Origin of the sequence: Nonlabens dokdonensis (assembly GCF_002162835.1) — a bacterium.
Taxonomy (GTDB): Bacteria; Bacteroidota; Bacteroidia; order Flavobacteriales; family Flavobacteriaceae; genus Nonlabens; species Nonlabens dokdonensis_B.
This window is the reverse complement of sequence record NZ_MAAX01000108.1, coordinates 45272-57823: the sequence shown is the minus strand read 5'-3', so window position 1 is coordinate 57823 and position 12552 is coordinate 45272. Positions and strand designations below refer to the sequence as shown.

At 34.9% G+C, this 12552-nt stretch carries 11 protein-coding genes; 3 read left to right on the top strand and 8 right to left on the bottom strand.

All coding sequences use genetic code 11. The features are described from left to right. Window positions 1-345 precede the first annotated feature (345 nt). From A9Q93_RS07070 to A9Q93_RS07060, 3 genes are read left to right on the top strand one after another with little or no spacing between them, the layout of a single operon-like run. Window positions 346-2706: a histidine kinase gene (locus A9Q93_RS07070; RefSeq protein WP_303686683.1), complete on the top strand. Its 2361-nt coding sequence runs from the start codon at window positions 346-348 to the stop codon at window positions 2704-2706. A 45-nt stretch (window positions 2707-2751) separates the two neighbouring features. Then, window positions 2752-3366 (top strand): hypothetical protein, encoded by a 615-nt coding sequence (locus A9Q93_RS07065; protein ID WP_303686682.1) that lies wholly within the window; start codon window positions 2752-2754, stop codon window positions 3364-3366. A gap of 4 nt (window positions 3367-3370) precedes the next feature. Continuing rightward, on the top strand, window positions 3371-4105 hold the full coding sequence (locus A9Q93_RS07060) for a LytTR family DNA-binding domain-containing protein (RefSeq protein WP_303686681.1): 735 nt from the start codon (window positions 3371-3373) through the stop codon (window positions 4103-4105). Window positions 4106-4111: 6 nt separating this feature from the next. On the opposite strand, the gene murI is transcribed toward A9Q93_RS07060, so the two are convergent. The 8 genes from murI to A9Q93_RS07020 form a co-directional block, all read right to left on the bottom strand. Then, entirely contained in the window at window positions 4112-4897 is a 786-nt protein-coding gene (murI, locus tag A9Q93_RS07055; protein WP_303686679.1) for a glutamate racemase, read from the bottom strand. 292 nt (window positions 4898-5189) lie between these two features. Then, complete coding sequence (gene feoB, locus A9Q93_RS07050; RefSeq protein WP_303686678.1) at window positions 5190-7310, bottom strand: ferrous iron transport protein B; 2121 nt, start codon at window positions 7308-7310, stop codon at window positions 5190-5192. Next, the gene (locus tag A9Q93_RS07045) at window positions 7303-7533 is read right to left on the bottom strand and encodes a FeoA family protein (protein WP_303686677.1); all 231 of its coding nucleotides are present in this window, start codon (window positions 7531-7533) and stop codon (window positions 7303-7305) included. The genes feoB and A9Q93_RS07045 overlap by 8 nt, the downstream gene beginning before the upstream one ends. Before the next feature lie 185 nt (window positions 7534-7718). Further along, the gene (locus A9Q93_RS07040; protein WP_303686676.1) at window positions 7719-9302 is read right to left on the bottom strand and encodes a T9SS type A sorting domain-containing protein; all 1584 of its coding nucleotides are present in this window, start codon (window positions 9300-9302) and stop codon (window positions 7719-7721) included. Window positions 9303-9361: 59 nt separating this feature from the next. Then, window positions 9362-9844 carry a hypothetical protein gene (locus A9Q93_RS07035; RefSeq protein WP_369674701.1) on the bottom strand — a complete coding sequence of 161 codons (483 nt, stop codon included), beginning with the start codon at window positions 9842-9844 and terminating at the stop codon, window positions 9362-9364. Window positions 9845-9862: 18 nt separating this feature from the next. Then, entirely contained in the window at window positions 9863-11146 is a 1284-nt protein-coding gene (locus A9Q93_RS07030) for a hypothetical protein (RefSeq protein WP_303686675.1), read from the bottom strand. Window positions 11147-11218: 72 nt separating this feature from the next. Beyond that, entirely contained in the window at window positions 11219-11821 is a 603-nt protein-coding gene (locus A9Q93_RS07025; RefSeq protein WP_303686674.1) for a hypothetical protein, read from the bottom strand. A 138-nt stretch (window positions 11822-11959) separates the two neighbouring features. After that, window positions 11960-12502, bottom strand: coding sequence for a hypothetical protein (locus tag A9Q93_RS07020; protein WP_303686673.1), 543 nt, complete (start codon window positions 12500-12502; stop codon window positions 11960-11962). Between the last annotated feature and the right edge of the window lie 50 nt (window positions 12503-12552).

The window sequence follows — 12552 nt, the reverse complement described above, 5'->3', positions numbered from 1 at the left end:
CCATAAGCAGCGCCGTTTCCCATACTGGTCGCAATATTTGCTCTAGAAATATCCATATCGGCAACCTTACTATTAAAGTTACCCATGTGTTGTGCGTTCATTACCAGAGCGGTGCACATTAAAATTGACGTGATGACCTTTTTCATTTTTCTTGATTTTGATCCAAATCTATCTGGAATAAAACCGTATTAATAGTTGAAATGAGTGAAAGACAGTTTTGAATGAGTGAAAGAAGTATGCTGGTGAGTTCGCTTTCGCGAAAGCGGAAAAAACACCATCTTAAATGCCTAAAACAAGCTATTTACAAAGAGTCATATATTTTTTAATGACTAAGTTTACACCGAAATGAAACATCTATTCTTATTTATTTTCCTACTGTTTTGTGTACAAATCAATTTTGCTCAAAACACTTCCAATCAGAAGTCTCGTACCTCTAGTACTAGTATGGTGTTAGAAGGTCGTGTGCTTACAGAGAGTGGAAAGCCTATTTCTGGGGTAAATATTGAAGGTAAAATGGGTAGATATACCACTACAGATGCTTTAGGGCGATTTACTTTACCTGCAAATATGGGTGAAGAAGTAACCATAAGAGGCCTTAATTTTGAAACGGTTTATTACCGCATCAATACTAGAAACGACATTGAAATACGTGTTCAAAATCAAGAAAAAGATGCCAAAGAGTTAAGTACTTTAAGCTATCAAGTGGCGATGGACAGTGCTCAAGAATACCTAAGAAAAGACGCAAAAAAAACTGCAGACTTCCTCATCGCTGCTCTTTCTAATAATCCTAAGTCCTTAACTAAAATTCAAGAGAGCGCAGCTTATGAAAAGTTAGGTGATTTGTACCTTTTTAATGAACAATACGATCTTGCTGTATCTAATTATAATCAAGCTGCTCAGCTTGTTTCTAATACAGAGCTTGTTGTAAAAAAGGCAGATGCCTTGCGATTAAATGGTAATTATCAAGAAGCGATCACTGCATATAAAAGTCTGGACTCACCTTCTAGTAAAAAGTCAAAATCATCAAATAATCAAAATACTGATGATTTAAATATAAGGCGATGGACCGGTTTAGGAGATGCATATGCCAAAACAAACCAAGGCGACCTAGCATTAGAAACCTATAAGAACGCCTTGCAACTTGCCCAAAAAGAGCAACGTACTCAACAGGTAACTACCATCAATTCTAAAATTGCTAAACTCTTAAATGATCTCGGTAGAGAAGATGATGCTGAGGTTTATTTTGATCAGGCAATAATTGAATCAAAGAAGGAAAGTCCTATTGTAAATGCACAAATACAGTCTCAAACAGCAGATTTTTATAACAGCAACTCCAGATTTGATGAAGAGATTGCTTTGCGTAAGAATAACATTAAGCTTCTAGATAGCATTAAGTCTAGGGAAAGAAGTGATGAAAATAAGGCAAAAAAGCAGTCAGGTACTAAAGGCTTTTTAAACTCTGTAGATAAGCAGCTGCAAGATGAGTCAGAGATAGTGGTGAATGATCTTGAAGAAGAAAGCTCTCTGGAAGAAGTAGTGGTTACTCCTACAGTAGAACCATTGAAAAATGAAGTGATTGATGGCCTTTCTAAACAAAAAGAACAACTCAAAATTGCTGAAGCTTTTAAAGCTCAAAATAAAATAAGTGATGCCATAACTTATTACGAGTCCAGTCTAGAAGAAGCAACCACAAATAATGATCTTGAAGTAAAAAAAGATGCTGCAAAAAACCTTTATGAGCTCAATAAAAAAGCCGGAAATACTAAAAAAGCATTGGATTACAATGAATTATACATCAACACAGTCGATGCCCTTTATCTAGAAAAAGAAAATGAGCTAGAAGCTACAGCAAGAAGAGCAAAAGAACTTGTAGCTAAACAGACTAGAATTTTAACTTTAGAAAAAGACCGAGAGCTTACAGAAAATAAGCTGGCATTAGTAAACACAGAGCGCGAGCTCACACAAGAAATGAACCAGCGCCAGCGATGGATCATTTATTCACTTGTAGCGCTTAGTTTACTGCTTCTTACACTTGCTTACTTTATGTATCGTAATAATAAACAGCAAAAGATCAACAACCATTTACTTGCTTTAAAATCATTACGCAGTCAGATGAATCCGCATTTTATATTTAATGCGCTCAATTCTGTAAACAACTATATCGCTCAAAATGATGAACGTGCTGCAAATAAATACCTTGCCGATTTCTCAAAACTCATGCGTAGTGTTTTAGAGAATAGTGAGTTAGACTTTATGCCGCTAGAGAAAGAGATTGATCTCTTAGGTTTGTATTTAAAACTAGAACACGAGCGATTCAAGGATAAATTTGATTATACCTTAGAAATTGATCCTTCATTGCGAGATACAAAATTGAAAGTACCGCCTATGTTGCTGCAACCTATCATTGAAAATGCCGTGTGGCATGGATTGCGTTATAAAGAAGAAAAAGGCTTTTTAGATGTTGCTTTCGCGAAAGCGGAAAAAGGAATCCAAGTCACCATAACAGATAACGGCATCGGGAGAGAAAAGTCCAAAGCCATAAAAACAGAACATCAAAAGAAACGCGATTCTAAAGGCTTGGGCAATATTAAAAACCGTGTGGCCTTATTAAATGAGTTGCACGATTGCGAGATAGATATCAAAGTTACTGATGCTGGATTGAGTCCTGATGTGGGGACTGAGGTTGTGGTTTTAATGAGGAATTAAGATGTGGACGACCGACTTGCAGTATATCTTTAAAAAGTTGTAGTTATGAAAACAATACAAATTATAATGGCTATTTTAAGTACGTCAATCCTCATGGGACAAAACGTGAGTGAAATAAACTCAGATTTAAAGATACCTGATTCCTTATCCCACAAATCTGAAATCCGTATTTATCAAGGTGGAGGCACCACTACTTACTCATCTGTATTTGTAATGTTCAAAGATGACTCTGATAAATGGTCTTCTCACTTTTATGAACATTTTAATGGTTTAGAACCTCAAGTCATAAAAAGGCAGTTGATACCTATAAGTGATTCTGATTTTGTGTTTCAAAATTTTATAAGAAGCTATGCTCTTGATTTACCGACAATGAGTAAAATAAATTGGAAACTAGAGAAAAGAAATGACATAATAATTGATGAAGGAATAGATAAGAGAGGAAAAGCTTTTAAAAAATACTACGCGTCAAGTACATTTTCAACTACGGTTGACGGAAAAATTTTTTATGTTCAGGTCAGAGCCCACAATCGGAACAATTCTTTTAGCTACAGTAGTCCAGATTACTATTTAGAAGAGTATCCAGAAGTAGATGAATTACAATTCATGTGTGAGATATTACAAATTGTCAGAGAAGAATTTAACATTTGGAAAACAGAATGAACCCATGAAACTAAACGCCATAATTGTAGAAGACGAGCAAATATCTAGAGATATCTTGAAGAACTATATTGCCAAATATTGCAAGGACGTTAGCGTATTGAATGAAGCGACTAATGTAGATGAGGCTTTTAAAATTCTTGAACATACTGAGGTGGATTTGGTTTTTCTAGATGTAGAAATGCCTTTTGGTACTGCGTTTGATTTGCTAGACAAATTACCTAATAGAACCTTTGAAACCGTTTTTGTTACTGCTTATGACCAGTATGCAAAAGATGCGCTTAATCAGCAGGCGGCTTATTATCTGACTAAGCCTATTGACATAGATGAGTTGATCAAAGCAGTAGAAATAGTACAAGCGATAAAAACACGAGAAAGTGAGGTGAACGTAGATTTAAGTATCAAAGAAGAAAACAGCTCACAACTTACTGATAAGATCACCATTCCTACTCAAGAAGGTTTTGAAGTCTTGCCTATCAAAGACATTATTTATTGTAGTGCAGACGATAATTACACACATATTTATCTAGAAAACGATACAAAACTGGTTTCTAAAACTTTGAAACATTTTGATGATATGTTATCTGATAAAGGTTTTGCGCGTATTCATAAATCTCATTTGATTAATGTTTCTCACGTCACGGCTTATAAAAAAGGAAAAGGCGGCAGTGTACTATTAGGAAAAGTAGAGTTGCCAGTTAGTCCAAGTAAGAAGTTGGGATTGTTTGAGTATTTTAGATAATCATTCCTAGAAATCTAGTAAATACACTTTTCTGTTAGCAACCTCGCTAGTTAAAGAATCAAGTGTTTGTACTTGTAAATTAGAATAAAGCACATGCTCACCAGGCTTTTCACTTACATTCAATAAATTTTTAGATTTTAAAACGTTGAGCATTTGTCTTGCTACTGCTGCTCCAGAGTCTATAATACGCACTCTGTTTGGTAACAATTCTTGTAACCGATCTTTAATATACGGATAGTGACTGCATCCCAAAACCAGATAATCTATTCCAGAAATCATGAACGGTTCTGTGATTTTAATAAGCAGGTCATACATTTCTTGAGAGTCTTTTTTCCCAGCTTCAATGAGCTCAACGATTCCTGTACCTACTATTTCAATGGTGTTCACATCTTGAGTAAACTCTTTTTGAGTTTTATTAAATAACTCACTAGATAAGGTTCCTTTAGTAGCAAGAATTCCTATCTTTTTTGTGTCGCTTTTGAGCGCCGCAGGCTTTATAGCTGGTTCTATCCCTATAAACGGTACATCATAATTAGCGCGCAAGTAACTAATCGCATTTGTAGTAGCGGTATTACAAGGCACTGCAATGATTTTACAGTTTTGGTTAAGTAAGTATTCAGTGTTTTTTACACATAGCGCAATGATTTCTTCTTTAGACTTACGCCCGTAAGGCGCGTGTTTCGAGTCGGCTAGGTAAATGGTATTTTCATGAGGTAACAGTTCTATTACCTCTTTCCACACGCTTGTGCCGCCTACTCCAGAGTCAAAAAAACCTATCGGATTCTTATTCATAGTTGTAAAAATAAGAGAAAAGGTGACTGCACTGCAATATGATTCTATTTATTCACATGCCTCAAGAGAGGTGATTTTTTATTCCGCTTTCGTACTGAAACAAGTTCAGCATAAACTTCTATTTTCAAAAAAGAAAATAGAAAGCGAGATCAACACTTACTTTAATGACAGCCACAATCTCCATCACCACAGTTTGAGGAGTTGTATTTACTAGGGAACAAGAATTTTCTAAACAACCAAACAAGTGCTGAAACAGCTATTAAAACTACTAATATCGTTTGTGCGATGTACATTATTTCAAAATTTGAAAAGCACCTAGTGCTGCAAAATAGGCAGCTGCGGTCATGAATAAAAATTGAATTGCTGGCCATTTCCAGCTATTGGTTTCTCGTTTTACGATAGCAAGCGTGCTCATACACTGCATAGCAAATGCATAGAAAAGCAGCAACGATATACCACTGGCAAAATTAAATAATGGGCCGCCTAAAATAGGATTAGTCTCTGCTGCCATACGATTTTTTATAGTTTGCTCTTCTTCACCATCGCTTTCTACACTATAAATGGTCGCAAGAGTACCTACAAAAACTTCACGAGCGGCAAAAGAACTTACAATAGCAATTCCTATTTTCCAATCATAACCTAATGGTCTTACCGCTGGCTCAATTCCTTTACCTATGTAACCTATAAAACTGTATTCTAGTTCATGAGAAGCGATTTTTTGATCGAGTTCTTCCTGACTTAAATTTTGACTGGCATATTTTTCTGTAACGATTTGCTCGGCTCCGTTGAACTGGTCGCCTACGCCGTAACTTGCAAGAATCCATAAAACGATAGAAATCGCCATGATTATTTTTCCTGCTCCTACTACAAAGCTTTTGGTTTTTTCTATAACAGTGATGGCTACATTTTTAAACATAGGCAGCTTATAAGCAGGCATTTCCATTACAAAAAATGCTTTGCGTTTTATAGGTAACACCTTATTCAATACCCAAGCAGAGAATATAGCCGCGCCAAAACCTAATAAGTACAATAACATTAAAGTAAGTCCTTGCATGTTAAATGCACCTCCTAAAATGCGCTCATCTGGAATTACTAATGCGATAATGATCAAGTAAACCGGCAATCGAGCAGAACATGTTGTAAAAGGAACTACCAGAATAGTGATCAATCGTTCTTTCCAGTCTTCAATATTTCTAGTCGCCATAACAGCCGGAATGGCACAAGCGGTCCCTGATACTAGTGGCACAACACTTTTACCACTTAAACCAAATCGTTTCATAATATGATCCATGAGAAAAACCACGCGACTCATATAACCACTTTCTTCGAGTATAGCTATAAACAGAAATAAGAAAGCGATTTGAGGAATAAAAATAACGATGCCACCTAAGCCCGGAATAATACCTTCTGCAAACAAATCTGTAAATGGTCCTGCTGGGAATGTACTATTGATCCAAGAGCTTATACTAGCAAATGTCCCATCTATCCAGTCCATAGGATAGGTGCTCCAGTCATAAATGGCCTGAAAAATAAGTAGGAGGATAAAAAAGAATATTAAATAACCCCAGACTTTATGAAGTAAAATACGATCCAGTCTTGATCTTAAATCTTTTGCATTTACTTTATCAACAGTTAGGACTTTTTTAAGCAGACCGTTTATGAACTGATAGCGCACCACGGTTTCTTTGTGTTGCATTTTCTTAAGATCGGCCTCAGACTTTATATCAAACTTGTGCTTTTTTAAGTCTTCTATATCTCTATTGCGGTCTAGTTTCCCAAAGTTTACATCTTGGGTGATCACCAGCCATAATTTGTAAACCAGCTGATTAGGATATGTATTTCTAAGTGTATTGAAATATTCTGTATCGATGACAGAAGCATTCATACAAGGCTCTGTTGTGAGTTGTTTGTAATTTGCAATCGCTTTTTTTAACTCATCAATTCCTTGGTTTTTGCGAGCACTTACTAGAACAACACTTGTATTGAGTTCTTTTTGCATCAAATCAATATCAAGAGAGATCGCTTTGCGCTCCATACGATCTGCCATATTGATGACTAGAATGGTAGGAATTTCAAGATCTTTAATCTGAGTAAAAACAAGAAGATTTCTTTTTAGATTCTCAATGTCAGACACCACTACGGCAACATCTGGAAAGTCCTTTGAATTTCTATTGAGAAGTGTTTCTACCACTATACTCTCATCTATCGAGGTAGTATTTAAACTATACGTACCAGGTAAATCTAGAATATGAGCTTTAAGACTGCGGTCTATTTTACAAACGCCTTCTTTTTTCTCTACCGTAATACCTGGATAGTTTCCTACTTGCTGGTTTAAACCAGTAAGTCTATTAAAAAGCGATGTTTTACCAGTATTAGGGTTACCGATTAGAGAAACATTAATTGATTTACCCATGACGTTCCACGCTTATTTTTACTGCTGTTTCTCTTCTTATGGCTAGATGTGTCCCGTTTATATCTAGATAAATAGGATCTTTAAATGGAGCAGATTGCATCATGGTAACACGATTACCAGGTAAACACCCCATTTCTAATAATTTTAAAGGAACATCGATTTCATCAAATTCTTTGATAATAGCTGTTTCCCCACGTTTAAGATGTGCAATGGTGTTACTCATTCTTATTTAGAATAAATTTGAATAAGCAAAAGTAAGCCATGATTATGGTTTGGTAAAATATATGTTGTTAAAGAAGTATGAAGGTTGATCTATCTCGCTTTCACGAAAGAGGAATCAACAAACAACATATTAAAATAAAGAAGCCTCTATTGCAAAATAATAGAGGCTTCAGAAAATATATTGTTCTAATTTATAGGTATTTGGTGTATTTCAGTTTGCCCGCCATGAGAAACGTGCATTACATAAGTACCAGTTGTTAAATGAGAAATATCGAATGATGTCCCTAACTCATGATGAGAAATGTTCAAAACCTGATTACCGCTAAAGTCATATAATTGAATACTCACAAAATAGGTACAATGGGTTGTTCCACCTACATCTGCAATGCCATCACTACATGCCTTGGTATAGAATGTCCATTGTGGATCTTGAATCATATCTATTGCAATAATGGTACTCGCTGGTACAGGAGAAATAATGAAATTGTTACTTACGATATTGCTTGAACTTGTGGAAGAGCAGTCGTTACCGCAACCGTCTATATCTTTTACAAATTCTACCCATTCTGACCATCCACAAGCATTTCTAGCTCTAACTTGAAATCTAAATAGTTCATTACAATTAGGGTAAATGCCTACGGTATTATCTCTTCCTGTTCTTTGATCTCCATCCCAGTAAGCTATAGATGTGGGTAATTTTTGCATTTCAATTTCATCCACTAAATCAAATCGTTCTATCCCATCTATTCTTAATGCTACCAGATCACAAAAATTATTAGGTGGATAAAGAGATAAAAATGTACTTGAATCAATTTCAGTAACAAAGGCATTATCTAAATTAGGAGTACCCACATGAATTTGACGACCGAATCCTTGTGAAGGACCTACGCTATTACTGATATTTACTTGTATATAGCCTACACCATTTGATAGGGCTTCTACCTGAGCAGAATATCCATTTTGAGAAACTATTCTTAAATTATCGCTATGTACAATATAAGTAGGAGCACTTGCCACTTTACACTCATCTTCAAATCCTATAGTTACAATATCACCTACACACATGGTGTCTGGACTAGAAAAGCTAGCAGTATCAATAGGGAAAACTGGTTCTAAAACATCTCCAACATCCAAGGCAAAATTACCTAGCAACCAATCTATACTTTTCTGATTAAAACTAACATGTTCCGTATTTAAACTCTCACCGTAATAACTGTCAAAAGGTGTTAGGGTATTTGACTCGCAAGTCAGATTAAAACTTAAAGGATTGCTCCAATCTTGATCTGGATTTAAATGAGCCATAGCTGAAAAAGTAGGTATGAATGAATTGATAGGGTTATTACCGTCGCTAAAACGGTATTCTCCGCTTGCATTTGCTCCAAATAAATGAAGTTGCGAGTAAAGAAAACCTTGAGCAGAAGGTAAAAGGGGAATGTGGTTAACTGTGTTAAATGGTGGTGGTCCACCTTCAACAGAACTTTGAATCTGACCTTGAACATCAAAGTAACCACCTGAAACATTATCCATGTTCCCTCTATTATTGAAGTTAGGCGCTTTAGTCACTTTTTCAGAAGAACGAATATTAGAAAATCTAGCGATTTTCTTATCAGAACTTCCTGATGAAGGCATAAAATGTGAATCTAAACTAGCTACTTGAACTCTAAATACTATATTTTCTATAGGTAAATCAATTTTAACTCTTGCATGAGCAGTTGCGTTAAAAACACGCTGGCTATCATTTCCAAAATGATAAGCTCGTTCATCTTCCACATAATCTGTTAGAGTACTACCAGATAAAGAACCATTTACTACGGCAAGATTAACAGTTTTTAAAGGAAAACCATTGGAACCTGAAACCCCATTGTTGAATTGGTTGTTATAGTGTATTTGAAAAAATCATCCCCATGATTTTGTGAAAAGCCTTGTGATATTGTTCTAGCATTGAGAAGTGATTGTTGAACTTGTGAATTACTAGGAACTTGCATGCCTAAAACATCTACCATTTTAGGTTGATGAAATTCTATTAATTGCTGCCTAGAGGCTGGGCTAGCAAGTTCTTCTTCATAAAATTCTTTTGCAGCAGCAGACTCGCCGCTCAATAAGTAAAGTAAAGCCTGATCTCCTAGAGGTATATTTGCTCCTAAATGTGGACTGTCAAAACTCACATAGTGAGATACATTGTGATCCCAAACGGCACTATTTCCTGTATCTTGTTCTTGCTTTTCCATATAAGAAAGCGCATATTTTGCGATTTGCCCACCCATACTTGGACCTATAAGTTTTATTTTTTTATCGCTTCCATTAGCAGCCAGTAAATCTCTGGTTTCCTGTCATAATTTAACTAATGCAAAGGCATTACTTTCTATATAATAAGCACCACCATCTATCTCTACTTCATCGAGAATAACTTCTGGAGTGTTTAAATCATCTGTCTTGTAAGTGGGAAAGTTAACGATGATCACGTCAAAGCCTCGTTCTCTTAAAGAATTTAATACATTTTGAGTAAACCCTAAATTATCTTGATAATTTTGCAAATCAACTATACTCCTATAATCATCACCGTTAAAGCTACCGTCACTATTCAAATTAACGCTCAGACAGTCAGCATCATTTTCACAATCACAATCTTCTATTTTACGTTTATCGCCTGGATCAAAGCCATCTAAAATGATAATAGGACTATTAACGACACCACTAGAGTTACTATTTGCAAAATAGGTGCGGTATTGAATTTTTGCTTTAATGGTTGGATCTCGATTAGGATCTGATGGATCATTATTATAGCCTTGAAAAGAAATATCAGCCTGTAAAGTATCATTTTTTGTAGTTCCTAATCCTTGTGTACCAGCGCACAGCAATCCGATACTCTTTTGTAGACCTTGCGTTTTCTTAAAATATAGCGTAGAATAAGTAGTAAGCGAACTGTTATCTTCATAAGTAACTTGATAAGTGGCAGTTTTAACACCACTAGTAGCATAAGGAACTGTAATATTTTGAGAAATAAGTTGTTGATTAGTAATTAACGTTCGGTTAACGCCATCACCAAAATCTGCGGATAAAGTCTTGATCTTTTGTTGCTGATTTTGAAACAAATAATTGATGTTGAGCTTATAGGTAACATTGTTTCCTTCCACTGCTTTTTTAAGCGGTGCAATAACTGTCGTATGCAAGGTATAAAATGGTGGTCTACCATTAATTTGAGAAAATCGCTTAGTGTCTTCATTATATAATAAACCACCTAAAGTCTCATTATCCATGTTATAATTTAGCAACTGAAAGTCCGTATTCAAAATACCTATAGGTACTATATTTTGAGCTTCTTGTTCTAGTTGCCCGTCCAGTTGATCTATGTTAACAAATAAATTTTTGTTACTCGCATTATGCATTTCTAATAACGCTTGTCTAAAATATTTGTAGTTTGCTGTGTTAAAACCTTCTTCTCTATTGAAATTGTATAGGTTAGCTAGTTGCATGGTACGCTCATATATTATACCGCTAGTCACAGTGCTCTGATTTACATTTTGCAAAGCGTCGTCAAGAGTAGCTTCTGGGTTTTGCGACATGACATTACTTAACGATAGCAATATCCAGATGCTTAGAATAATTTTTTTCATAAATTTGGAAGTTTAATAATTGATTGATGTTGATTATTAAAAATTATTTGACTTTGGTTCTAGGAGCATTATTTAATTAAATGTTGTATTTCTTAATGAATAACTTTCTAAGTCAAATCGACCTAACTCAACTTTTATAGTATCTAGAGGGTTAATAATATTAACTAATCTTGTTTCAAAAGTACCACTCCTTATATTTTCTTCGTCCTGTATAAAATTAATGTAAGATATTTCTACAGATCCTGAATTTGTGTAGGAAACATATCCTTCATAACTGTTAGTTTCATCATTCCAAATTCTACAATGAATATAGTTATTGTCGTTACCGTCTATTCCCGTTAATCCATTAGATTCACCAAGAGTATAGACACCTACACCATTTAGATTTAAATTTTCTAAGTGAATCAAAATGTTTGAAGTCCTATCACTTTTAAAATCTCTCGCATCTAGCTCTATATTAACATTTTCCGTTTGTCTTACTCTCATTCCTCTATTCGTACTGGTAAAATTTCCATTTCCATCTCTAGGTCTAAAAAACTTGCCATCGATCAAACAACCAAAGGTGTTTTCTCCTGTCATGGTTATGGGTGGTAATAAACTTTCTTGAGATGGTGCGTCGTCGCTGTCGCAGGCTGTGGCAAGTAATACTATGAGAAGTAGATAAATGGTTTTCATAATTTGAAATTTTATGTTTTCGCTAAAGCGCTCTGTTCAATCACTACTCTAAAAGTAAAACAATATTCTCTAATAAACTTGATAATTAGTCTTTTAACTGTTTTCTAATGTAAATTAAGATACGAGCTATTAACAATATTATGGATTTACGTAATTACTTAAAACCGGTTGCATTTTATAGTTAATCTCGATTTCGTTTACTACTTTTTTCAATGGAGCTATGACGGTAGTATGCAAGGTATAAAATGGTGGTCTACCATTAATTTGAGAAAATCGCTTAGTGTCTTCATTATATAATAAACCACCTAAAGTCTCATTATCCATGTTATAATTTAGCAACTGAAAGTCTGTATTCAAAATACCTATAGGTACTATATTTTGAGCTTCTTGTTCTAGTTGCCCGTCCAGTTGATCTAGATTAACAAATAAATTTTTGTTACTTGCGTTATGCATTTCCAGTAATGCCTGTTTGAAATATTTATAATTAGCGACATTAAAACCTTCTTCTCTATTGAAATTATAAAGATTGGCAAGTTGCATCGTACGCTCATAAATAATCCCACTGCTTACCGCAGATTGATTAACATTATTTAGAGCAACATCCAAAGTAGGATCTTGATTTTGAGCAACACCATTGCATAATGATAGTACTAATCCTACTATAAGAATTATTTTTTTCATAGATTTAATATGTTAAGTGATAAGGTTTCGTTAGTTGTTAAGCCTTCAAG